General features: G+C 71.5%; 22 protein-coding genes and 1 tRNA gene. 9 read left to right on the forward strand and 14 right to left on the reverse strand.

Annotation, left to right across the window (positions count from 1 at the left end; all coding sequences use genetic code 11):
* Nucleotides 1-227: 227 nt before the first annotated feature.
* The 3 genes from AB0D31_RS29335 to AB0D31_RS29345 are packed head-to-tail and all read right to left on the reverse strand — an operon-like array spanning nt 228 to nt 3,654.
* Nucleotides 228-1,118, reverse strand: coding sequence for an SDR family oxidoreductase (locus tag AB0D31_RS29335; protein WP_362728686.1), 891 nt, complete (start codon nt 1,116-1,118; stop codon nt 228-230).
* Entirely contained in the window at nt 1,115-2,080 is a 966-nt protein-coding gene (locus tag AB0D31_RS29340; protein ID WP_362728688.1) for an alpha/beta hydrolase, read from the reverse strand. Before AB0D31_RS29340 ends, AB0D31_RS29335 begins: the two co-directional genes overlap by 4 nt.
* Nucleotides 2,077-3,654 (reverse strand): NAD(P)/FAD-dependent oxidoreductase, encoded by a 1,578-nt coding sequence (locus tag AB0D31_RS29345; protein ID WP_362728690.1) that lies wholly within the window; start codon nt 3,652-3,654, stop codon nt 2,077-2,079. Before AB0D31_RS29345 ends, AB0D31_RS29340 begins: the two co-directional genes overlap by 4 nt.
* Before the next feature lie 161 nt (nt 3,655-3,815).
* Between AB0D31_RS29345 and AB0D31_RS29350 the strand changes: the two genes are divergently transcribed.
* A complete protein-coding gene (locus AB0D31_RS29350) occupies nt 3,816-4,487 on the forward strand; it encodes a MerR family transcriptional regulator (RefSeq protein WP_362728692.1) in 672 nt (223 codons plus the stop codon).
* A 245-nt stretch (nt 4,488-4,732) separates the two neighbouring features.
* On the opposite strand, the gene AB0D31_RS29355 is transcribed toward AB0D31_RS29350, so the two are convergent.
* On the reverse strand, nt 4,733-5,536 hold the full coding sequence (locus AB0D31_RS29355; protein WP_362728694.1) for an exodeoxyribonuclease III: 804 nt from the start codon (nt 5,534-5,536) through the stop codon (nt 4,733-4,735).
* 58 nt (nt 5,537-5,594) lie between these two features.
* Here AB0D31_RS29355 and AB0D31_RS29360 point away from each other — a divergent pair, with 58 nt between their 5' ends.
* Entirely contained in the window at nt 5,595-6,080 is a 486-nt protein-coding gene (locus AB0D31_RS29360) for a GNAT family N-acetyltransferase (protein ID WP_362728696.1), read from the forward strand.
* A gap of 388 nt (nt 6,081-6,468) precedes the next feature.
* Here the strand turns inward: AB0D31_RS29360 and AB0D31_RS29365 are convergent.
* From AB0D31_RS29365 to galU, 7 genes are all read right to left on the reverse strand, one after another.
* Nucleotides 6,469-6,542 (reverse strand) — tRNA-Ala (locus AB0D31_RS29365).
* 75 nt (nt 6,543-6,617) lie between these two features.
* Entirely contained in the window at nt 6,618-7,919 is a 1,302-nt protein-coding gene (gene glpR / locus AB0D31_RS29370) for a gephyrin-like molybdotransferase receptor GlpR (RefSeq protein WP_362728698.1), read from the reverse strand.
* 152 nt (nt 7,920-8,071) lie between these two features.
* On the reverse strand, nt 8,072-8,698 hold the full coding sequence (locus AB0D31_RS29375) for a GNAT family protein (protein WP_362728738.1): 627 nt from the start codon (nt 8,696-8,698) through the stop codon (nt 8,072-8,074).
* Nucleotides 8,695-9,198, reverse strand: a complete 504-nt coding sequence (locus tag AB0D31_RS29380) for a MogA/MoaB family molybdenum cofactor biosynthesis protein (RefSeq protein WP_362728740.1) — start codon at nt 9,196-9,198, stop codon at nt 8,695-8,697. The genes AB0D31_RS29375 and AB0D31_RS29380 overlap by 4 nt, the downstream gene beginning before the upstream one ends.
* A gap of 143 nt (nt 9,199-9,341) precedes the next feature.
* Nucleotides 9,342-9,839, reverse strand: coding sequence for a cyclic pyranopterin monophosphate synthase MoaC (gene moaC, locus AB0D31_RS29385; protein ID WP_362728700.1), 498 nt, complete (start codon nt 9,837-9,839; stop codon nt 9,342-9,344).
* Nucleotides 9,840-9,898: 59 nt separating this feature from the next.
* Entirely contained in the window at nt 9,899-11,200 is a 1,302-nt protein-coding gene (gene glp, locus AB0D31_RS29390; RefSeq protein WP_362728702.1) for a gephyrin-like molybdotransferase Glp, read from the reverse strand.
* A 6-nt stretch (nt 11,201-11,206) separates the two neighbouring features.
* Nucleotides 11,207-12,109, reverse strand: coding sequence for a UTP--glucose-1-phosphate uridylyltransferase GalU (galU, locus tag AB0D31_RS29395; protein WP_362728704.1), 903 nt, complete (start codon nt 12,107-12,109; stop codon nt 11,207-11,209).
* Nucleotides 12,110-12,213: 104 nt separating this feature from the next.
* Between galU and AB0D31_RS29400 the strand changes: the two genes are divergently transcribed.
* Nucleotides 12,214-12,795 (forward strand): 5-formyltetrahydrofolate cyclo-ligase, encoded by a 582-nt coding sequence (locus AB0D31_RS29400; RefSeq protein WP_362728706.1) that lies wholly within the window; start codon nt 12,214-12,216, stop codon nt 12,793-12,795.
* A 108-nt stretch (nt 12,796-12,903) separates the two neighbouring features.
* Here the strand turns inward: AB0D31_RS29400 and AB0D31_RS29405 are convergent, their stop codons facing one another.
* Nucleotides 12,904-15,657 (reverse strand): penicillin acylase family protein, encoded by a 2,754-nt coding sequence (locus AB0D31_RS29405; RefSeq protein WP_362728708.1) that lies wholly within the window; start codon nt 15,655-15,657, stop codon nt 12,904-12,906.
* Nucleotides 15,658-15,951: 294 nt separating this feature from the next.
* Between AB0D31_RS29405 and AB0D31_RS29410 the strand changes: the two genes are divergently transcribed.
* The 6 genes from AB0D31_RS29410 (at nt 15,952) to mscL (ending at nt 22,083) form a co-directional block, all read left to right on the forward strand.
* Complete coding sequence (locus tag AB0D31_RS29410) at nt 15,952-17,529, forward strand: potassium/proton antiporter (RefSeq protein WP_362728710.1); 1,578 nt, start codon at nt 15,952-15,954, stop codon at nt 17,527-17,529.
* Nucleotides 17,530-17,833: 304 nt separating this feature from the next.
* Entirely contained in the window at nt 17,834-19,105 is a 1,272-nt protein-coding gene (locus AB0D31_RS29415; RefSeq protein ID WP_362728712.1) for an MFS transporter, read from the forward strand.
* Nucleotides 19,106-19,173: 68 nt separating this feature from the next.
* Nucleotides 19,174-19,488, forward strand: coding sequence for an FmdB family zinc ribbon protein (locus AB0D31_RS29420; RefSeq protein ID WP_362728714.1), 315 nt, complete (start codon nt 19,174-19,176; stop codon nt 19,486-19,488).
* A gap of 235 nt (nt 19,489-19,723) precedes the next feature.
* Nucleotides 19,724-20,557, forward strand: a complete 834-nt coding sequence (locus tag AB0D31_RS29425) for an S-methyl-5'-thioadenosine phosphorylase (protein ID WP_362728716.1) — start codon at nt 19,724-19,726, stop codon at nt 20,555-20,557.
* A gap of 338 nt (nt 20,558-20,895) precedes the next feature.
* Nucleotides 20,896-21,420 (forward strand): RcpC/CpaB family pilus assembly protein, encoded by a 525-nt coding sequence (locus tag AB0D31_RS29430; RefSeq protein WP_362728717.1) that lies wholly within the window; start codon nt 20,896-20,898, stop codon nt 21,418-21,420.
* Nucleotides 21,421-21,543: 123 nt separating this feature from the next.
* A complete protein-coding gene (gene mscL / locus AB0D31_RS29435; protein WP_362728719.1) occupies nt 21,544-22,083 on the forward strand; it encodes a large conductance mechanosensitive channel protein MscL in 540 nt (179 codons plus the stop codon).
* Between the two features lie 58 nt (nt 22,084-22,141).
* Here the strand turns inward: mscL and AB0D31_RS29440 are convergent, their stop codons facing one another.
* Nucleotides 22,142-22,354 carry a hypothetical protein gene (locus AB0D31_RS29440; protein ID WP_362728721.1) on the reverse strand — a complete coding sequence of 71 codons (213 nt, stop codon included), beginning with the start codon at nt 22,352-22,354 and terminating at the stop codon, nt 22,142-22,144.
* Between the two features lie 160 nt (nt 22,355-22,514).
* Entirely contained in the window at nt 22,515-22,871 is a 357-nt protein-coding gene (locus AB0D31_RS29445; protein ID WP_362728723.1) for a DUF6755 family protein, read from the reverse strand.
* Between the last annotated feature and the right edge of the window lie 213 nt (nt 22,872-23,084).

Consider the following 23,084-nt stretch of genomic DNA (forward strand, 5'->3'; position numbering starts at 1 on the left):
ACCTGGCCCTCGCGGCGGGCAGTGGAGGATCGCTGAGCCGCGCAGTTCCCCGCGCCCCTGCAGGGCACCCGGAGCCGCCCCGCCCTGGTGGGGCACCCGGAGCCGCGCCCCTAGTAGGGCAACCGGAGCCGCGCCCCTGGTGGGGCACCCGGCATCGCGTCCGTAGGGCACCCCGGTATGGAGCGCCCTCAAGGGGCGACCCGGGGCTGGGGCGGAGCCCCAGGGGGTCAGGGCCGGGCGGAGCGGGTGGCTCGGGATTGTTCGTCGGCGGAGCCGCCCGCTCCGACCAGTCCCCGAGAGACAGACCCGAGCCGCGGCTCGAAGCGCCGCATCTCCCGCGCCCCCACCGCCCCGATGACCCCCGGCAGATACCCCCGCACGGACTGCATCCCCCGCAACCACCACTGCGCGTACACATGCGAGGACCGCCGCTCGATCCCGGCGACGATCCGGTCGACCGCCGGTCCGAGCGGATACGTCCGGTTCGACGGCCACGGCAGCCGCGAGCGCAGCTCACGCATCACGTCGTCCTGGTCCGCCCCGCGCACCATGTCCGTATCCGTCCACGACAGATACCCGACCCCGACCCGCACCCCCCTGTAGCCGACCTCCGCCCGCAGGCTGTGCGCGAACGCCTCGACCCCGGACTTGGAGGCGCAGTACGCCGTCATCATCGGCGCCGGAGTGATCGCCGCGAGCGAGGCGATCTGGAGGAAGTACCCGCGCGACTCCATCAGGACGGGCAGGAAGGCGCGCGCGGTGACCGCCCCGCCGATGAGGTTGACCTCGATGACCCGGCGCCATGCATCGGGGTCGGAGTCGACGAACGGCCCGCCGGAGGCGACCCCCGCGTTGGCGACCACGATGTCGACCTTGCCGAACCGTTCCTTGACCTCGGCCGCGACCCGCGCCATCGCCTCGTGGTCGGTGACGTCCGCGTGCCAGGACTCCGCCTCGGTGTGCAGCCGCGCCGCGACCCGCTTCAGCTCGTCGGGTTCGAGTCCCACCAGCGCCACCTTCGCCCCGCGCGCGGACAGCTTGCGCGCGAGGAGTTCGCCGACACCGCGGGCCGCGCCCGTGACGACCGCGACCTGTCCTTCAAGTCCGACCCTGCTCATACGGCACTCTCCTCGGAGTCGACGGCGGCGACGGGATCGCCGGCCGGGGCGGTGAGATGCGCGGCCACCAGCGCGCGGATCTTCCCGGTGATGAAGTCGGGCGCCTCGATGGGCGTCATGTGCCCGACGCCGGGGAGGACGTCGAACGAGCGGCAGTCGGGCAGCGCGTCCGCGAGCCGCTGCGCGTGTACGGGTGGCGTGAGCCGGTCCGCGCTGCCCGCCACCACGGCACTCGGCATCGTCAACTCCCCTACCAATGCGTCCACTTCGAGCTCGGCGAGCACGGAGGACCAGGCCTTGCGCACCCGGCGCGGGCAGGCGTGCACGATCCTGGCGCACGCCTCGACCTTGTCCGGCGAGGCCCCGGGTCCCATCGTGGCGTACCGCAGGACCTTCTTCGCGAGCGGCGTGACCGGTCCGAGCGGCGCGCCCGAGCCGAGCACACGTCCGGTGAGCCCGGTGCGCAGCCGCCCGGCCCGCAGCGGCACCACCCGCGACTCGGCCACCAGGCGCGAGGCGCCGGTGCTGCACAGCAGGACGGCGGCGGCGTGCTCGCGCAGGCCGGGGCGCCCGGCGGCGGCCATGAGCGTCATGCCGCCCATGGAGTGCCCGGCAAGCACCGCCCGCTCGCCCGGCGCCAGCGTCGCGTCGAGCACCGCTTCGAGGTCGTCGGCGAGCGCGTCCGTGGAGCAGACGTCGGCCGCCGCGGTACGCCCGTGGCCGCGCTGGTCGTAGGCGATGACCCGGCACTCGCCGGCCAGCGCGCGGATCTGTGCGGCCCAGAACGCGGTCGAGCAGGTCCAGCCGTGCGCGAGGACGACGGCGGGCGCGTCGGCCGGGCCGTGCACCTCGACGTGGAGCGGGGCGCCGTCGGCGGAGTGGGCGGTCAGGACGCGGCCGGGCTCGGGCGGCGCGTACACCCCGCGCCGCACGGCCCCCGCTCCCGCCCCGGCGCGGCTCACGCGGACACCGCCGGCGCCTCGACGGGCTCCTGCGCGAGCCGGTGTTCGGCGGCCCCGGCCCGTACGACCTCGTACTCTCCCAGATCGACCTCGCGCGTCGCGCGGCGGAACTCGCTGGTGGTGCCGGGCCAGACGGTGGTGTTGCGGCCGCCCGCGTCGAGGTACCAGCTGGTGCAGCCGCCGGTGTTCCACACGGTGCGCTTCATGCGTTCCTGCACCCGCCGGTTCCAGGCCCCGACGGCGGAGGCCCGGGGGGTCAGCGCGACCCGTCCGCCCAGCACGTTCAGCTGCCTCAAGTAGTCCGCCATGTAAGAGAGTTGGGACTCGATCATCAAGATCATGGAGGAGTTCCCGAGGCCGGTGTTGGGCCCGATGATCGTCATCCAGTTGGGGAATCCGGCCGCGGTCGCGCCGCGCAGCGACTGCATGCCGTCCTTCCACGACTCGGCGAGGGTGTGCCCCTCGGCGCCGACGACGCGGTCGGCGATCGGCATGTCGGTGACGTGGAACCCGGTGCCGAAGATGATCGCGTCGACCTCGCTCTCGGTGCCGTCGGCCGCCACCAGGGTGGAGCCGCGCACCTCGGTCAGCCCGGACGCGACGACGTCCACGTTGTGCTGGGCGAGCGCCGGATAGTACGAGCTGGACAGCAGGATGCGCTTGCAGCCGATGCGGTAGTCGGGGGTCAGCTTGGCACGCAGGGCCGGGTCCTTGATGGCGCGCGCCATGTTGGACTTGGCGATCGACTCGACGAGCCCGAGTTCGCCCGGCCGCTTGGTGAACGCGCTGACCTGCAACTCCCGTATGCCCCACAGGAGTCCGCGCCGGGCGGCGCCGGTGAAGGGCAGTTGGCGGTGGAGCCAGCGCTCGGCGCCGGTGATCGCACGGTCCATGCGCGGCATGACCCAGGGCGGTGTGCGCTGGAAGAGGGTGAGCCTGGCGACGTCGGGCTGGATCGCGGGCACGATCTGTATCGCCGAGGCGCCGGTGCCGACCATGGCGACCCGCTTGCCGCGCAGGTCGAAGTCGTGGTCCCAGCGCGCGGAGTGGAACACCTGGCCGGGGAAGGTGGAGAGCCCGGGTATCTCCGGCACCTTGGGGTCGGAGAGGGGGCCGGTGGCCGAGACGACGACGTCGGCGGTGAGCGAAGTCCCGTTGGCGACCTCGATCTCCCACCACAGCCGCTCGGCATCCCAGCGCATCATCGACACCTCGTGGTCGAGGCGGATGTGCGGGCGCAGCCGGAACGTGTCGGCGACGTGGTCGAGGTAGGCGCGAATGTGCTCCTGGCCGGAGAAGGTGCGCGGCCAGTCGGGGTTGGGCGCGAAGGAGAAGGAGTACAGGTGGGAGGGGACGTCGCAGGCGCACCCGGGGTAGCTGTTGTCGCGCCAGGTGCCGCCCACGGAGCCGGCCCGCTCCAGGACGACGAAGTCGGTGATCCCCTCGCGGCGCAGCCGGACCGCCGCCCCGAGCCCGCCGAACCCCGACCCGATCACCGCCACCCGCACATGCTCGCGCTCGGGCCGCTGTGCACGCCCGCCCTCACGCTGGTGCTCGTCCTCGTGCTGGGCCATGCCACTGCCTCCACGATCCGGTCCCACAACCTTGCCAGCAATCACTGGCACTGTTGGGAGAGTAGAGCAGTCACATACCGAGCGGTAGGGGTACGGGCGGGGAAAGTTACCGCCGGTAGAACCCGCCGGGCGCCGCGGGGACACCGCATAGGCTGAGACCCGTGGCAGAAGACCAGGCAGACAACGACGACCGGGGCGTCCGCGAATACCGCGTGACCGAACTGGCCCGCGCGGCCGGCATCACCGAACGCACCCTGCGCTTCTACCGCGAGCGCGGCCTGATCCCGCCGCCACGCCGCGAGGGCCGGATCGCCTGGTACGACGACCACCACCTGGCCCGCCTGCGGACGATCTCGGCGCTCCTGGAGCGCGGCCACACCCTGTCCGGCATCGCCGACCTGACTTCCGCCTTCGAGTCGGGCCGCGACGCGGGCGAGGCGCTCGGCCTGGTCGAGCCCACCGAGGAGACCCCGGTGCGCCTCACGCCCGAGGCGCTGGCGGACCACTTCGCGGGCCAGGTCACCCCGGAGAACCTGGCGGCGGCGCTGGACCTCGGCTACCTGGCCGTGTCGGGCGAGGAGATCGTCCACATCAGCCGACGCCTCCTGGACGTGTCGGCGTCCCTGGTCCGCGAGGGCGTCCCGCTGGCCGCGGTGCTGGCGGCTGGCCGCGAGGTGCGCGAGCACGCGGAGGCGCTTGCGGACCTGTTCACCGATCTGCTGCACACCCACGCGGCCCCGGAGGACACCCACCGCCTGCGCCCGCTGGCCAAGGCGGTGGTGGACGCCGAACTGTCCCTGGCGCTGGACCGCAGGTTGTCGCGGGAGCGGTAGCGCACACTCCTGATGCGGGGCGGCCACCCGGCCCGCCCCCGGGATGCAGGGTGGCTCCCCGGCCCTCCCCCGGGATGCAGGGTGGCTCCCCGGCCCTCCCCCGGGATGCAGGGGGCTCCCGGGCCCTCCCCCGGGATGCAGGGCGGCTCCACGGCCTGCCCCCGGGATGCGGGGCGGCTCCACGGCCTGCCCCCGGGATGCGGGGCGGCTACCCGGCCCGCCCCGGCCACCGCGTATTGCGGCCCTTAGAGGTCGTACACCACCGTCACCGGCGCGTGATCGCTCCACCGTTCGCCGTGCGTCGCGGCGCGCTCGACGAAGCCCTTGACGGCCCGCTCGGCGAGGCCGGGGGTGGCGACCTGGTAGTCGATGCGCCAGCCCGTGTCGTTGTCGAAGGCGCGGCCCCGGTAGGACCACCAGGAGTACGGCCCCTCGACGCCGGGGTGCAGGGCGCGCATGACGTCGACGTATCCGCCGTCACCGGCATCGAAGACCCGGGTCATCCACTCCCGCTCCTCGGGCAGGAAGCCGGAGTTCTTCTTGTTGCCCTTCCAGTTCTTGAGGTCGGCCTCCTGGTGGGCGATGTTCCAGTCGCCGCAGACGACTACCTCGCGCCCGTCGGCGGCGGCGCGACCGCGCAGCTCCCCGAGGTACTCGATGAACTCGGCCATGAAGCGGACCTTCTCGTCCTGCCGCTCGGTGCCGACCTCACCGGAGGGCAGGTAGAGGGAGGCGACGGTCACACCGGGCAGATCCGCCTCGACGTACCGCCCACTGCCGTCGAACTCCGCGCTCCCGAACCCGGTCCGCACCCGGTCGGGCTCGCGCCGGGTGAGCAGGGACACACCGGCCCGGCCCTTGGCGGCGGCCGGGGCGTGCACGGCGAACCAGCCCTCGGGCGCGCCGGCCTCGGCGGGCAGCTGGTGGGACTCGGCGCGTACTTCCTGCAGACAGACCACATCGGCGTCGCTGCCCCCGAGCCACTCCACGAAGCCCTTCTTGGCAGCGGCACGCAGCCCGTTTACATTCACAGAGGTAACAGTGAGCATCCCGGCACCCTACCGACCCGGCGCCTCCCACCCTACGCATAGAAGTACGCTATTGCGCATGATTATCCACTCTCTCTCGTACGACCACCCCGACGCCCGGAAGCTCAACGACCAGGTTCAGCTGGAATACGCCGAGCGGTACGGGGACGACGGCGACGTCACCTACCTGGAACCCGCGATGTTCCTGCCGCCGCGCGGCCTGTACCTGATCGCGTACGACGCGAAGGGCCGCCCGGTGGCCACCGGCGGCTGGCGCGGCCAGGAGGCGAACGAGGAGAACTATCGCGACGGCGACGCGGAACTGAAGCGGATGTACGTCGTCCCCGAGGCCCGCGGCCAGGGCCTGGCGCGCCGCATCCTGGCAGCCCTGGAAGCCGACGCCCGTGCGGCCGGCCGCACCCGCATGGTCCTGGAGACGGGCATCAAGCAGCCCGAGGCGATAGCCCTGTACACGTCGACGGGGTACGAGCCGTGCGAGAAGTTCGGCCACTACCGCACGTACGAGTCGAGCCGGTGCTTCGCGAAGGCCCTGGGAAACGCCTGACTCCACCGCGGGACAGGGGGCCGGTCGAAGCCGAGTCCGTCACGCGTGTCCGGAGGGGCCGTGGCGATGGGCGCCGACTCAGCGCAGGGCTTCGAAAACGTCCTCGCCGGGCCGCCAGACCGTCCACGACCGGTCCTCGAAGCCGTTGAGCATCGCGACCTCCGGCCCGGTCAGCTCGTCCTCGCTGGGGTTCAACCGAACGGACCCGATGGCGAAGTCGACCCTGATCCCCGTCCCCGCGCCCCGGGCCGCGGGCCGCCACCCGGCAGCAAGAACGGCGGCAGGAGCGGCAGCAGTTGCCGTACTTCGCTGCTGTACGCACGGAAAGAGGCTGTACGCACGGAAAGAGCCCCTGCCGGATTTCTCCGACAGGGGCTCTGACCTGTTGTGGACCTGAGGGGATTCGAACCCCTGACCCCCTCGATGCGAACGAGGTGCGCTACCGGACTGCGCCACAGGCCCTTGCAACGAGTGAAACCTTAGCACCCGGACGGGAGTGGTTGGAAATCCGGTCCTCGCTGGTCAGCGAGAGGGATCTCATTCGTTGGCGGCGCGGGGCCGGTCGTCGTCCGCGTACTGGTCGAAGAGCGGTGTCCGGCGGCGACTTGAGCCCGAGCGCTGCCGCGGGGGTTCCTCGGCGGCGGGGGCCGGCTCGGGGGTCGGCGTCGGGTCCGCGGTCGAAGAGCGGGCCGACGACCACGTGTCCGGTGCGCCGAGGTCGATGCTGCCGGTGGCGCGCGGGGCGACCGGCGCGGTGACGTACGTGGGCAGCGGGACCGGAACCGGGTCCCAGCTCGCGCCGTGTTCCGGACCGCGCTCGCGCTGCTGGTCGACCCACTCCGCGTGGTCGGTCTGCTCGACCAGGGCGCGCCGTCCGGCCTCCTGCGGCGAAAGGGCGGGCGCGGGCGCCGGTTCGGGCACGGGGGCCGGGTGGTGGGATTCCGCTTCGTCGTCGGCCTCGACGCCCGGCGCCGTGGCCCGCGCGCGCGGCCGGCTCTCCCGCAGCCGCTGCGCGGCCGCCTCCGCGCGGCGGCGGTCCATCGTAAAGGCGAAACGCCGCCGCTCCTGGATGCGCAGATGGACGATGTACGCGCTCAGCAGCGCGGCCGGGACGGCCGGCGCCCACAGGAAGCCGAGACCCCCGACCGCCGCGACGATCGCACCCAGGGTGAAAGCGAGGAAGAGGATGACGGTGGTGCGACGGCGCCTCGCGAGCACCGCACTGCGCTGCGCCCGCCGGGCCCGTTCGGCCGAGGCGGCCCTGCCCGCGGCCGAGGCGGCCCCGCCCGCGGGACCGGCGCCCCTCTCGCGCCGGGCCGGCTCCCCGCTCACATGCTCGCGCCGCTCGTCGTGGCGGCCCTGGCGCCGGTCCTGAGACCCCGGGCCCGGGTGACCTTGATGATTCTGAGGTACCTGCTGGCCCAGGTGGCCCTGAGACCCCGGGTGCCCCTGAGAACCCTGCTGCCCCTGAGATTCCGGGTGGCCCTGGCGCTCCCCGCGCTCCGGGGTAGCCGGGCGCCTGCCGCGGGCCTGGGGTACCGAGAACTCCCGGCCGGACACGCCCGCCGGCTCCCCCGCCGTGGCAAGGGGTTCCGTGAGGGCGTCCGCGGGATTTTCGGGGTCCGCCTCGGGCGCTGCCTCTTCGGTGGCCCGCTGGCGCAGCTCCTTGGCGTAGCGACGCTCCATGGCCGACCGTCCGGACAGCAGCCGGATGGCGGTGCTGAAACGTTCTGTCGGGCGTGCCTCGTTGAGCTCGTCCTGCCTGCGGAGCCACATCGGCACCAAGTAGGCGGCCCAGGCCCCGACGATGACTGCGTAAATGAGGCCGCTGCTGCTCACACATCACACCGTAGAGGGACCGGCGCGCGGGGATACGCCAATTGAGCCGGTGTGTCGCACGATCTGGCTGATATCACCGGCTTTTTTTGTGATTTCTCAGATCGTTGGACGAGACGAAGGGACCGAACCCCGATAGAATCCGAACATTTATTTTATTTACCGCCGTGGGACTGCCGGCCCCGCCGCCACCGGGCGAGGAGCCCCTCGGGGACTTCCTCCGCGGTGAGCGCGTAGACGAGATGGTCGCGCCAGGCGCCGTCGATGTGGAGATAGCGCGGGCGTACGCCCTCCTCGCGGAAACCGAGTTTCTCCACCACCCGGCGGCTCGGCCCGTTCTCGGGGCGAATGCACACCTCCATGCGGTGCAGCCCCACCGCGCGGAAGCAGTGGTCGACGGCGAGCGCGACAGCCGTCGGCATCACACCGCGGCCCGCCACCTCACGGTCCACCCAGTACCCGACGTGGCCCGAGCACATGGATCCCCAGGTGATCCCGGCGACCGTCAACTGGCCCACCAGGTGCCCCTGGTACTCGATGACGAACGGCAGCATGCGGCCGGCGCTCGCCTCGGTGCGCAGGTGACGGACCATCTGCCGGTACGTGGGCCGCTGCGGGAAGGGCGCGCCGGGGGCGGGCGGCGGGATCGTCGCCTCCCAGGGCCGCAGCCAGTCGCGGTTGCGCCGGTTGACCTCGCGCCAGGCCCGTTGGTCGCGCACCTTTATGGGGCGGAGGACCACATCGCCCTCCGCCAGCTCGACCGGCCACGAAGGAACGTTCAGCTCGGGCTCCCCGGTCTGGGGTGGTCGCCGCCGCGGATCTGGTCCACGGCGTGCCGCAGGATCCGCTCCAGGACGGCGATTCCGTCGCGTACGCCGCCGGTGGAGCCCGGCAGGTTGATGATCAGGGTCCGCCCGCCCGCCACCCCGGCCAGGCCGCGGGAGAGGGCCGCGGTGGGGACCTTGGCCAGGCTCTCGGTGCGGATGGCCTCGGGGATGCCGGGCACGTCGTACTCGATGACGGCGCGGGTGACCTCCGGGGTGCGGTCGGTGGGCGAGAGGCCGGTGCCGCCGGTGGTGACGATCACGTCGTACCCGGCGGCCGTCCCCGCGCGCAGCGCCTGCTCGACGGGGTCGCCGTCGGGCACCACCAGCGGGCCGTCCACGGCGAAGCCGATCGAGCTCAGCCCCTCGGCGAGCAGCGGCCCGCCCCTGTCCGCGTACACGCCGGCGGCCGCGCGGTTGGACGCGGTGACGACGAGCGCGGCGTACGGCGCGCGCAGCGCCTCGCCGAGGCCTTCGCCACCGGGCGGGAAGGGCACGGCGGCCTGCGGGCCCGGGCGGGCGGGGACGGCGTCCGGCCGGGGCGTGCGCGACGGCTCACCCGACGGCTCAGGAGGCTGGTGGGCACCGGCCTGAGGGGGTGTCATGACGCGTCCGTCCCGGGCCGGTTCCAGTCGCCGGACTTGCCGCCGGTCTTCTCCTCGACGCGGATGTCGGTGATGACGGCGGCTTTGTCGACCGCCTTCACCATGTCGACGACGGTGAGTGCGGCCACCGACACCGCGGTCAGCGCCTCCATCTCGACGCCCGTGCGGTCGGTGGTCTTCACCGTCGCCAGGATCTCCACCGCGTCGTCGGCGACCGCGAGGTCGAGTTTCACACCGGAGACGGCGAGCGGGTGGCAGAGCGGGATGAGGTCGGGGGTGCGCTTGGCGCCCATGATCCCGGCGATACGGGCGGTGGCCAGCGCGTCGCCCTTGGGGACGCCCTCGCCGCGCAGCAGCTCCACCACGTGGGGCGAGACGAGCACGCGGCCGCTGGCGCGGGCGGTGCGGGCGGTGACGTCCTTCTCCGAGACGTCGACCATGCGGGCCGCCCCCGCCTCGTCGATGTGCGTGAGCCTGCCTTGCGTCGTACTCATTCGGTGGCGCTCCCGGTACGGCATCTGTGGGCAGACACCGTACCCCCATCGACTGACACTCAGCCGAGCAGGACCACGTCCACCTCGCTGTCGGGCTCCGCCGACGTGGTGGCCTCGGGGATCACGATGAGGCAGTCGGCGAGCGCGAGCGCCGCGATCAGATGGGATCCGGAGCCGCCGACGGGACTGACGGTGCCCGCCTTCGCGTCGTAGGTGCCGCGCAGGAACTGGCGCCGGTCGGCGGGCGACGACAGCGCCTTGCCGGTCTTCAGGACGGCCCGGACGGTGGGCCGGTGCACCTCGTCCAGGCCCATCAGGGTGCGGATCGCGGGGCGTACGAACAGCTCGAAGGAGACGTACGAGGAGACCGGGTTACCGGGCAGCGCGAGCAGCGGGGTGTGGTCGGGGCCGATCGAGCCGAAACCCTGGGGCTTGCCGGGCTGCATCTTGAGCTTGCGGAAGTCGATGCCGCCGCCCGGCTCATCCTCGTCTCCTACGGAGGACAGCGCCTCCTTGACGACGTCGTACGCGCCGACGCTGACCCCGCCCGTGGTGACGAGCAGGTCGGCGCGGATCAGCTGGTCCTCGATGGTGTCGCGCAGCACGGCCGCGTCGTCGGTGACCGCGCCGACCCGGTAGGCGATCGCGCCCGCGTCCTTGGCTGCTGCGGCCAGCGCGAAACTGTTGGAGTCGTAGATCTGGCCCTCGCCCAACTGCTCGCCCGGCTGCACCAGTTCGCTGCCGGTGGAGAGCACCACCACACGCGGGCGCGGCCGTACGGTGACGGTGCCGCGGCCGATCGCGGCGAGCAGCCCGATCTGGGGCGGGCCGAGCACGGTGCCCGCCGCGAGGGCGAGGTCTCCGGCCTGGACGTCGCTGCCGCGGGCGCGGATGTGGGCGCGCGCCTCGGTGGCGCGGTGGACCCGCACCTCGCCACTCGCCCCTTCGGGGGCGGAGCCCGCCGGGCGCATGCCGGTGGCGGCGCCCTGGCCGCTGCCGCCGTCGGTCCACTCGACGGGGACGACGGCCTCGGCGCCGGGCGGCAGCGGGGCGCCGGTCATGATGCGGGCGGCCTGGCCGGGGCCCACGGTCGGCAGGTCGCCGCTGCCCGCCGCTACGTCACCGATGACGGTGAGCACGGCGGGGAACTCCTCGCTGGCGCCCGCGACATCGGCGACCCGCACCGCGTAGCCGTCCATCGAGCTGTTGTCGAAGGGTGGCAGGGCGACGGGCACCATGACGTCCTCGACCAGGACGCACCCCTGGGCGTCCGGCAGTTGCAGCTCGATGGGTTCGAGCGGGCGGACCGCGGCGAGGATGTCGTCGAGGTGCTCGTCCACCGACCAGGTCGTGTTGCTCACGGGTGCCTACATCTCCTCGGTGACGTACCGGCGAAGCCAGGCCTTGAAGTCCGGGCCCAGGTCTTCACGTTCGCACGCCAGTCTGACAATGGCTCGCAGATAGTCTCCGCGATCGCCGGTGTCATAGCGGCGGCCCTTGAAGACGACTCCGTGCACCGGCCCGCCGATCGACTCGTCCGCGGCCATCTGCTGGAGGGCGTCGGTGAGCTGGATCTCGCCGCCGCGACCGGGTTCGGTGGTGCGCAGCACGGCGAAGACGGCCGGGTCGAGGACGTAGCGTCCGATGACGGCGAGGTTGGAGGGCGCCTCGGCCGGCTCCGGCTTCTCGACGAGCCCGGTCACGCGGACGACATCACTCTCGGCGGTGGTTTCGACGGCCGCGCAGCCATAGAGGTGGATCTGCTCGGGGTCGACCTCCATGAGGGCGATCACGCTGCCGCCCTCATGCTCCTGGATCTCCACCATCCGCGACAGCAACTGGTCGCGCGCGTCGATCAGGTCGTCGCCCAGAAGGACCGCGAAGGGCTGCTCCCCCACGTGGGGCGCGGCGCACAGCACGGCGTGGCCCAGGCCGCGCGGGTCGCCCTGGCGTACGTAGTGGATGGCCGCGAGGTCGCTCGACTCCTGCACCTTCGCGAGCCGGTCCGCGTCACCCTTGCGGGTCAGCGCCGACTCCAGCTCGTAGTTGCGGTCGAAGTGGTCCTCCAGGGGACGCTTGTTGCGGCCGGTCACCATCAACACGTCCGACAGGCCCGCCGCGACCGCCTCCTCCACCACGTACTGGATGGCGGGCTTGTCCACCACCGGCAGCATTTCCTTCGGTGTGGCCTTGGTGGCCGGAAGGAACCGGGTGCCGAGCCCGGCGGCGGGGATGACAGCCTTGGTGATCCGTGGGGGCGACTGAGTCATGCGGGCACCCTATCCGCTGCGTATGTGCAGAAGATTATTCTCCGGTGAATTCGCTCTCTTATCCGCACATTTGAGGGGATTACAGAAGCACGGTGTGTGATCACATGTCCGAAAAGGCCCTGTTGCGGCGCGGCCTCCTGGACGCCAGGAAGCAGCTGAGCGACGACGAGCTGCTCGCGGCGTCCCTGCGCCTCGCCGACCAGGCCCTCGCGCTGCCCGAACTCGCCGCGGCCAACACCGTGGCCGCGTACATCTCGGTCGGCCGCGAGCCCGGCACCCGCGCCCTCGTCCACAGCCTGTACGCCCGGGGCGTACGGGTGCTCCTTCCGGTGCTGCTCGCCGACAACGACCTGGACTGGGCCGCCTATGCCGGGCCCGAACACCTGCTGCCCGCCGGACGCGGGCTCCTGGAGCCCGACGGCGAACGGCTCGGCCCGGGCGCTGTGACGGGCGCGGACGCCGTACTGCTGCCCGGCCTCGCCGTGGATGCCCGCGGGATGCGGCTCGGCCGCGGCGGCGGCTCCTACGACCGGGTCCTCGCCCGCATCGAGGCGTCCGGCCGCACGCCGGCCCTGGTGGTGCTCCTGTACGCGAACGAGGTGGTCGCGCGGGTCCCGGAGGAACCGCACGACCACCCCGTGCAAGCCGTCGTCACCCCCTACGGGGTGACGCGCTTTCCCGCGTGAGCGGCCGTCCCATGGCGTGAGCCTCAGCCCGCACCAGGGCGTGAGCCTCCACCAGTGACTACGGCGTGAGCCTCAGGCCCGGCCCGCGGCGCGTGTCTCGACCAGTCACTACGGCGTGAGCTTCAGCGTGTCGACGGTTGACGCGTCGACCGCCTTCCCGCTGAACGACCAGTCCAGGAGCTCGCCCTTGGCCCACTTCTCGGTCTGGTCCGAGTAGTGCGCGCTATAGGCGTGGCCCGAAGCGCCGGTCAGGTTGATCCACTTGGACTTGTCGAGGTCCTTGAGGTTGACGACCATGCGCATCGAGGGCACCCAGGTGACGCCGTAGTCGCCGCTTGCGGCGTTCCAGCCGGTGGCGTCGACCGCGGCCTCGCCACCGCCCAGGTTCCACGGGCCCCGGTTGAGCATGTACTGCAGGACGCCCGGGCCCTCCTTGCCGAGGGTCTGGTTCTTCAGCATCAGCTGGTGCAGCCGGCCCCAGGTCCAGGTCGTGGTGTCCTTGCCGAGCTTGGCCGTCAGCTCCCAGCGGGCGTCCTTCATGGCCCGGGCCAGCAGCTGGTCACGGGTGCTGGTCGCCTTGTCCAGACGGGTCGCGGGCGACTTCCACCAGCTGTTGTTCTGGTCGTTGAAGATCTTGCGCACGACCTCGAACCAGCGGTCACCGCCGTCGGGCTGCGCCGAGTCGCCGTCGCGCTCGCCGCACTCAAGGACCTTCTTGTCGGGGTCGTCGACGGGCCCGGTGCCGGCCGGCGGCGTCACGTACAGGCACTCGCCCTTGGGGCGCAGCTCCTTGGGCAGCTTGTTGCCGAACGCCAGCTTCAGGACGTTGCGCCACACCGAGTTGAAGTAGGCGGCGGCCGCCGAGTCGTTCTCCTGGGTGTAGTCCCAGCCTTCGAGGAGCTTCTGCGCCTCGCGCACCGAGGGGTCGGACACGTCGATCTTCAGCAGGGCGGGCGTGAGCAGCGCGGCGATCTCGCTGCTGTTGTCCATCTGCATCTTCTGCATGTCCTCGGTGGAGATCTTCCCGCCACCCTTGATCTTCGACTCGATGAGGTCGTTGATCCGCTGGCTGCGGGTGCCGTAGCCCCAGTCCTTGGTGAGCAGGTACGGGTACTTCTTCTCGTCGATCACGGCCTGGTTGGCGGTGACGATGAAGCCCCGCTTGGGGTTGTACTCGTACGGCAGCGCGTCGAAGGGGACGTAACCCTTCTTCCACGTGTACTTGGAGTCCCAGCCGGGCGCCGGCATCGTGCCGTCGACGCCTTCGGCGCGGACCGGGATCCTGCCGGGCGCCTGGTAGCCGATGTTGCCCTTGGTGTCGGCGTAGATCAGGTTCTGCGAGGGGACCTCGAAGTCCTTGGCGGCGCTGCGGAAGGACTTGAAGTCCTTCGCCTTGTCGAGCGCGAACACGGCGTCCATGGACTTGCCGGGGTCCAGCGCCGTCCATCTCAGGGCGACCGCGTAGCCGGCGCCCCGGTCGGGGGCCGCGGTGTTGACGGGTGCCTTCTGGCCGACCTTCTCCAGCTCGTCGTCCCGGTCGGAGATCAGGGGGCCGTTGTTGGTCTCGCGGATGGTGATGGTCTTGCTGGATCCTCCGGCGACCTTGATGACCTCCTCGCGGGTGGCGAGGGGCTTCTCCTGGTTGTCGTAGAGGTAGTTGTTGCCGGAGATCTTCTCCAGGTACAGGTCGGTCACGTCGGCGCCGAGGTTGGTGAAGCCCCAGGACACGTCCTGGTTGTGGCCGATGATCACGCCGGGCATGCCGGAGAAGGTGTAGCCCGCCACGTCGTAGGAGCACTTGCTGGAGAGCGTCCGGCAGTGCAGGCCCATCTGGTACCAGAGCGAGGGCATCATTGGCGCGAGGTGCGGGTCGTTGGCGAGCAGCGGCATCCCGGTCGTCGTGTACTGGCCGGACACCACCCAGGAGTTGGAGCCGATGCCGCTGCCGTTGGGGCCGAGCAGCGCCGGGATCGTGTCCAGGGTGTCGGAGAGCGAGGAGAGCTGGCTCTGCATGCCCTGGAGGGCGCCCTGCGCGGTCCCCGACGTTCCGTCGGAGGCGCTGGAGGCGCGCTGGGGGTCGAACTTCCCGGTCGCCTTGTTGTACGAGCCCTCGTCCACGATGGGGCGGTGGGTGGCCGAAGGGTAGGCCGGATACAGGTCCTTGATCTGCTGCGCGCTGAGCCGGCTCGTCATCAGGGAGCGGTCGATCTCGTCCTGCATGTTGCCGCGCAGGTCCCAGGCCATCGCCTTGAGCCAGGCCACCGAGTCCACCGGCGACCAGGCCTCGGGCTTGTAGTCGTTGGTGAGGTTGAGCGCCGCGTACTCGACGGAGATGTCCTTGCCGTCCTTGCCCTTGAGGTACGCGTTCACCCCCGCCGAGTACGCCTGGAGGTACTTCTTCGTGGCGGGCGTCAGCTTGGTGTCGTACTCCTGCTGCGCGACCTTGCGCCAGCCCAGGGTGCGCAGAAACGCGTCCGTGTCGACCTGGCCGCTGCCGAACATCTCGGAGAGGCGGCCCGAGGTCATGTGCCGGCGGACGTCCATCTCGTAGAACCGGTCCTGCGCCTGGACGTAGCCCTGGGCCATGAACAGGTCCGCGTCGCTGTCGGCGTAGATCTGCGGAACGCCGTAGTCGTCGCGCTTGACCTCGACCTGGCCGAGGAGACCGGGGAGCTTGATGGTGCCCGTGGTCTGCGGGAAGGAGGCGCGTACGGTACTGACTCCCCAGTACGCGCCGTAGGCCACGCCCGCGACCAGCGCCAGCACCAGGACGAGGACGAACAGCCTCAGGCGGCGTCCCCTCTTCCTGCTCGTCTTGCCGGCCGTCGTACCGGCGGAAGGGGCGGTTGTGGTGGCGGGCATCGCTGTCCTTCGAGGGGCAGGGTGGTCCAGGAGTACTGGGAGCAACCATAGGCGCAGCCGCTGACAGCCCCTGACGCGGTGTCGGCGTTCACATACGGGGACGTCATCCAGGCACGTGCGGCGTCGCACGGGGAGGCCCGTCGGTGCGTCGCACAGGAAGGCTCGTGCGTAAAGAAAGCGTCAAAGATTAGGTAAGGTAACGAAGTACCTTGGGCGACGGAACGTTTCACCAGGTGTGCCCGAGGGAGCCCCCGGATGCGCACTACGTGCCTGGGGATGCACGATTTTCATGGGGTGCCTGCGGCGCCTGAGGGGAAGGATCGGCCACTGACTGTCCACCAGCTCAACGAACTCCTGCTCATCTGCTCGCTCGTTCTGCTCATCGCCGTGGCGGCGGTGCGGATCTCTTCGCGCAGCGGGCTTCCCAGCCTGCTCCTGTATCTCGGTATAGGGATCGCGATAGGGCAGGACGGCATCTTCAACGTCCGGTTCAACGACGCCGAACTGACGCAGGTGATCGGCTATGCCGCACTCGTGGTGATCCTCGCCGAGGGCGGCCTGGGTACCAAGTGGAAGGAGATCAAACCGGCGTTGCCGGCGGCCGTGGTCCTGTCGCTCGTCGGTGTCGCCGTGAGCGTGGGCGTCACGGCGGCGGGGGCGCACTATCTGGTGGGCCTGGAGTGGCGGCAGGCTCTGATCATCGGCGCGGTGGTGTCGTCCACGGACGCGGCGGCCGTCTTCTCCGTGCTGCGCAAGGTGCCGCTGCCCTCCCGCGTGACCGGTGTCCTGGAGGCCGAGTCCGGCTTCAACGACGCCCCTGTCGTCATCCTGGTCGTCGCCTTCTCCACGCCGGGACCGGTCGACTCCTGGTACCTCCTGGTCGGGAAGATAGCCCTGGAGCTGGCCATCGGCGCCTCGATCGGGCTCGCGGTGGGCTGGCTCGGATCGTTCGGACTGCGTCACGTGGCGCTGCCCGCCTCCGGCCTCTACCCCATCGCCGTGATGGCGATCGCCGTGAGCGCCTACGCGGCCGGCGCCATCGCCCACGGCTCCGGCTTCCTCGCGGTGTATCTCGCCTCCATGGTGCTCGGCAACGCCAAGCTCCCCCACTGGCCGGCCACCCGCGGCTTCGCCGACGGGCTCGGCTGGCTCGCCCAGATCGGCATGTTCGTCCTGCTGGGCCTGTTGGTCACCCCGCACAACCTGGCCGCCGACTTCTGGCCGGCCGTGATCATCGGCCTCGTCCTGACGATGGTGGCCCGGCCGCTGGAAGTCCTGCTCAGCCTGGTGCCGTTCCGGGTGCCCTGGCAGGAGAAGGCCCTGATGTCCTGGGCCGGCCTGCGCGGCGCGGTGCCCATCATCCTTGCCACCATCCCGATGGTCGCCGGGATCGAGGGCAGCGAGAAGATCTTCAACATCGTCTTCATCCTGGTCATCGTCTATACCCTCATCCAGGGGCCGACGCTGCCCTGGCTGGCGCGCAAGCTCCAGCTCTCCGGCGCCGACGAGGCCGCCGACCTCGGGGTCGAATCCGCGCCCCTTGAACGGCTGCGCGGCCACCTGCTGTCCGTGGCCATCCCGCCGAAGTCGCGGATGCACGGCGTCGAGGTGCACGAGCTGAGGCTGCCGCCCGGCGCCGCCGTCACCCTCGTCGTACGGGACGGCGCGAGCTTCGTGCCGGGCCCCACCACCATGCTGCGCCACGGAGACGAGCTCCTGGTGGTCGCCACCGACCCGGTGCGCGACGCCGCCGAGTCCCGGCTGCGCGCGGTCGGCCAGGGCGGCAAGCTCGCGGGGTGGCTGGGCGCCGGCGCCCCGGCCGAGCCCGCGCGGAAGGCGAAGCCCAGGCGAACGGGACGTCAAGACGCGTAACCGGCTGTTAAGCGGCGTGACGATCCGATGGCGTCCTGTGACGTCCGAATAAACACAGGCCGAATGTTGGCACTCCGTGCGGATTCGTAGGCACGGAGTGCCAAAGATCTGTATCATGAAGGCACACCACTGATCGACCAACTCTGCCTGACGCAGAGCTGGCGCGACCGTATGGCGGTCGAGAGCTCCCCGCAGCAGCCCTCGGCATCTACCGCAGTTCCGCGCAAGAGGACAGCTCTCGGCAACGCCCGCACCCACGAACCGTGCAGGGGCGCGCTACCAGGCGGCAGAAAGGCAAGGGGCCGTGGCATCCACGGTCACTTCTGACAAGCGGCCCGGATACGGCCAGCTTCTGCGCACACCCGGCGCACTGTCCTTCCTCCTGCCCGGCTTCGCGGCCCGGCAGCCCTTCGCGATGCTCACCATCGGCATCCTCCTGCTCGTCCAGCACACCACCGGCTCGTACGGCGGCGCCGGCGCCGTGGCTGCCTTCACCGGCGTGTCCATGGCCCTGTTCGCCCCGCAGAGCGGCAAGCTCGCGGACCGCTACGGACAGGGCGCCGTCCTGGTGCCCGGCGTCCTCATCCACGCGGCCTCGGTCTCCGTGCTGACCGCACTGGCCCTGGCCGGCGCGCCCCTGTGGGCGCTGTTCATCGCGGCTGTCCCCACCGGAGCGTCCGTCCCGCAGGTCGGCCCCATGGTGCGGGCCCGCTGGGCGAACAAGCTCGACGGCTCGCCCCTGATGGCGACCGCCGCGGCCTTCGAGTCCGTCACCGACGAGTTCACCTTCGTCATCGGCCCCGTCCTCGCCACCGCCCTGTGCACCGGCGTGCACCCGGCGGCCGGACTGATCGCCGAGGCGTCCCTGACCCTCGTCGGCGGCCTCCTGTTCGCGGCCCGGCGCGCCACCCAGCCGCCGGTACGCAGCGCCGCCGAGCACGAGCAGATCGAGCACACCTCCGCGCTGTCCATCCCGGGCGTCCGCGTCCTGGCGATGGCCTTCCTCGGCATCGGCGCGGTCTTCGGCGGCATGCAGGTCTCCCTGACCGCGTTCGCCGAGGAGATCGGCAACCCCGGCATCAACGGCATCCTCTACGGCGTCTTCGCCGCCGGAAACATGCTGGCGGGCATCGCCTGCGGCGCCATCGCCTGGAAGTCCTCGCCCCGCGTCCGGCTGATCGCCGGCTACGCGGCGCTGACCCTGGCGGCCTCCGGACTGTGGGCGGCCCACTCCGCGCTGCTCCTCGGCGGCCTCGGCCTCATCGTCGGCCTGTGCATCGCCCCGGCCCTCATCACCGGCTACACGCTGGTCGAGTCCCTGGTGCCGGCCACCTCGCGCACCGAGGCGTTCACCTGGCTGACCGGCGCGGTCGCTCTGGGCCAGGCCGCCGCCGTCACCGTCGCGGGACGCCTGACCGACGCCCATGGTTCGACCGCCGGCTTCCTGGTGCCGCTGGGGGGCACGGCGCTCGCCCTGGTGACGCTGGTCGCCCTGCGCTCACGGCTCGCTCCGTCCGCTCCGACCCGTACCGTGGCGCGTGGCGTCGGTCACCGTGTTCCCGTCACGGTGGACTGATCCCGAGGAATACGTCACTATGGACCGTCGTTAGCACTCATCGAGTGAGAGTGCCAGGAGGAAGACAAGTGCCGACCTACCAGTACCAGTGCACCGAGTGCGGCGAGGGCCTCGAGGCGGTGCAGAAGTTCACCGATGACGCCCTGACCGTGTGCCCGAACTGCGACGGACGCCTGAAGAAGGTGTTCTCGGCGGTCGGCATCGTTTTCAAGGGCTCGGGCTTCTACCGCAACGACAGCCGCGGCTCGTCGTCGAGCAGCTCACCCGCGTCGTCGTCCTCGTCGACGGCCAAGTCGTCGTCGGGTTCGGACGCCAAGCCGGCCGCGGCGTCGAGCTCCGGTTCGACCTCGTCGACCTCGTCGAGCGCCAGCCCGGCCGCCTGACCCACAAGCTGCGCACCACCCCCGCCGTCCCACGGCGGGGGTTTTGGCGTACGTGCCACCCGTCGGCCGGGGTTCGGTGGAGGAGTCCGCCCGTGGACGGGGGTTTTGACGCACCGGCCCCACATGGCGCCCGGAGGCACCGGCGGAGGAGCCCACCCATGGGTGGCCGCTTCGGCACACCGGCCCATGCGATGGCGGGGTTTGAGCCCGCGGACCCACCGTTAGTGTGACCGGCATGACCAACGCAGAGATCGGCGTCATCGGCGGCTCGGGGTTCTACTCGTTCCTGGAGGACGTCACCGAGGTCCAGGTGGACACTCCCTACGGCTCCCCCAGCGACTCACTCTTCCTCGGCGAGATCGCCGGCCGCCGCGTGGCGTTCCTGCCCCGCCACGGCCGCGGCCACCACCTTCCGCCGCACCGCATCAACTACCGCGCCAACCTGTGGGCGCTGCGCTCCGTCGGCGTGCGCCAGGTCCTCGGCCCGTGCGCGGTCGGCGGCCTGCGCCGCGAGTACGGCCCGGGCACCCTGCTCGTGCCGGACCAGCTGGTCGACCGTACGAAGGCGCGCGCCCAGACCTTCTTCGACGGGCTGCCCCTGCCGGACGGCACGGTTCCCAACGTCGTGCACACCACGTTCGCCGACCCGTACTGCCCCGACGGCCGCAAGGCCGCCCTCACCGCCGCCGAGGGACGCGGCTGGGAGGCCGTGGACGGCGGCACCATGGTCGTGATCGAAGGCCCCCGCTTCTCGACCCGCGCCGAATCGCAATGGCACGCGGCGATGGGCTGGTCGGTGGTGGGCATGACCGGTCACCCCGAAGCCGTACTCGCCCGCGAACTGGGGCTCTGCTACACCTCGATGACCCTCGTCACCGACCTGGACGCCGGCGCGGAAACCGGCGAGGGCGTCTCGCACGCCGAGGTCCTGCGGGTGTTCGGCGAGAACGTGGCGCGCCTGCGCGAGGTGCTCTTCGACGCGGTCGCGGCCCTGCCCGCCACCGAGGACCGCGCCTGCCTGTGCCCGCACGCGCACGACGGCTGGGAGCTGGGCATCGAGCTGCCATGAGGTCCGGGAACCACCCGTCCGGATGAGGGAGTTGTCCACAAACGGGTCCTGGTCCACAGGCACCGGCGAGATCTCGCGGGACGGGGGATCGTGAGGAGCGTCCGAGCAGCACAGGCACTCCACGATCGGCAGTGGTCACCATGTCCGCAGACCGCACAACGCCCCCGTCCGCACCGGCACCGGCGTCCGCTTACCCGCACGTACCGGCGCGCGCGTCCGCGTCCAAGTCCCGCTCCCTCACCTCTACTTCGCCTACTTCTCCTACTTCTCCTACTTCTTCCACTTCTCCTACCGCTCCCGCTCCTCCCTCGCCCTACCGCCTCCCCTTCCCGCCGCCCATGCCGGCACCCGAGCCCGGCACGGTGCCGTTCTTCCCGCCGCTACGGGTGCGCGGCGGGCGGCACGGATTCCGCCGCGCGATGCGCAGGCGCCGGCGGGCGGTCGCCGCGGGCCTGGCCGTCACGGCCGCGGCCCTGGCCGTCTCCAGCACGCAGGCAGCCGAGCGTACGCACCCGGCGGCGGCCGCAGCCTCGACCGCGGCCCCGGCGCCTCGCGAAAGAGGGCCGGCGCGGAAGGTCGCGGTCCCGGTGGTGTCCGCGCCGGTACGGATCGCGGACGCGGAGACCGTACGGCTACTGAGGCCCGGCGACCGCGTCGACGTGATCGCATCCGCCAACTCGCCCTCACGGGGCGCCGACGAGGCCCGCATCCTGGCAACGGGCGTGAGGGTGACGGGAGTTCCTCAGACAGGCGGCGTCTCGCCGGACTCCGGGGCGCTCGTCGTCCTCGCCGTGCCACGTGAGACCGCCCGGGTGCTGGCGGGGGCGGGGACCACGTCCAAACTGGCGGTGACCCTGTGCTGATTCGTACGGCCGAGCGGGCAAGTCACCAGTTCGCGTACATGGATTGGACAGCATCGACCCGCGCTGTCCATGGTGGCGCAGGAGTTTGCTCTGCCCCCTGCACATGCGAAGAAGGGCTCATTGGTGAGCGAGGACAAGACAAGCGTGCTGGCCGGCTTCAAGGCCTTTTTGATGCGCGGGAACGTGATCGACCTGGCGGTCGCCGTGGTGATCGGCGCCGCGTTCACCAACATCGTCAACTCCGTGGTGAAGGGTGTGATCAACCCGCTGGTCGGCGCGTTCGGCACGAAGGATCTGGAGAGCTACAGCTCCTGCCTGAAGGCCCCCTGCACCGTCGACGCGGGCATCCGGATCGCCTGGGGCGGGGTGCTCAGCGCGCTGCTGAGCTTCCTCATCACCGCTGCAGTCGTGTACTTCCTGATGGTGCTCCCGATGGCCAGGATCCTGGCGAAGAGGGCGCGGCACGACGCGGCCAAGGAAGGGGTGCGCGAGACGATGGAGGTCAGCGAGCTGGAGGTGCTGAAGGAAATCCGCGACGCGCTGATCTCCCAGCGCGGCCCCGGCACGGGCTCCGGTACGGGATCGGCCGGCGGCCCGGGTTACGACCCCGGCTCCGGCACTGGCACGGGATCCGGCGCCGGCACCGGCCCGGCCGGGCTCTGACTCGACCCCGTACAGCTCAGGCGCCGTCCCGTACGGCTCAGCTGCCGTTGCGTAGGTCTCAGATGTGGTGGGGCGGCTTCTCGTCGAGGAAGCGCGCCAAGTCGGCGGCGCTGCCCGCGGACGCCGTCGGCCGCTCGCCCCACCCGCGGTCCGTGTCGTCGGCGGACTGCTGGTCGAGCGGGTCGTCGAAGACCAGCTTGGGCTTGGGCTTGGACTGCTCCTTGGGCGCTGGATCCCGGTCGGGCGGGCCGGAGGTGGGGACGGTGCTCATGCCTCCAGGGTACGGCGGGGCGGGCCGGTGGCCGGCCGAGTACGGCGGGGCGAGGCAGCCGCCGGCCGGGTGGCGTCCCAAGCACCGTCGGCAGCACCTCGCTCACCGGTCCTTCGGGTCGAGCAAGGTGGCGTCCCAAGCACCCTCGGCAGCGCCTCGCTCACCGGTCCTTCGGGTCGAGCGCCCACAGGCCGAGGACGACCAGGAACGACAGACACAGGAATCCCGCACCCCACCAGGCGGTGCCGGTGTTGCCCCTCATCCACTCGTTGACCACCACGGTCAGCCCCCACAGCTGGCCGATGACCACCGTGATCGCCAGCACGAGGCGGGCCGTCAGTTTCGAGGAACGCTCCGGTTCCTGCTCGCTGCCGGCACCCGGCCCGGGCCCGGTGTGCCGGACTCGGGGGTCGCCATAGCCGCTGGTCGGGCGGATCTGGGGGTAGCGCTCTTGGACCGGCCTGTTGAGCCGGGCCTGTGCGGAGCCGGGGGTGTACGCGGGCCGCGCGGGAACCACAGGGTTCTCACCCGGCCCCGGGTGCCCCATGGCACCGGCGGGGTACGGGCCGGGCCCCGCGCCCGCGGGTTCGCGACCGGAGTGTCCGCCCGGCCCCGGCAGGCCGTCGGCGCCGGTCGAGCCGCCGAAACCCCCACGGCCGGGGGAGCCGCCTGGGCCCCGCGGATCTCCCTGGGCACGCGGGTCTCTCTGACTACTACGCGGGTCTCCCTG

This window comes from Streptomyces sp. NPDC048361, assembly GCF_040651795.1.
Classification (GTDB): domain Bacteria; phylum Actinomycetota; class Actinomycetes; order Streptomycetales; family Streptomycetaceae; genus Streptomyces.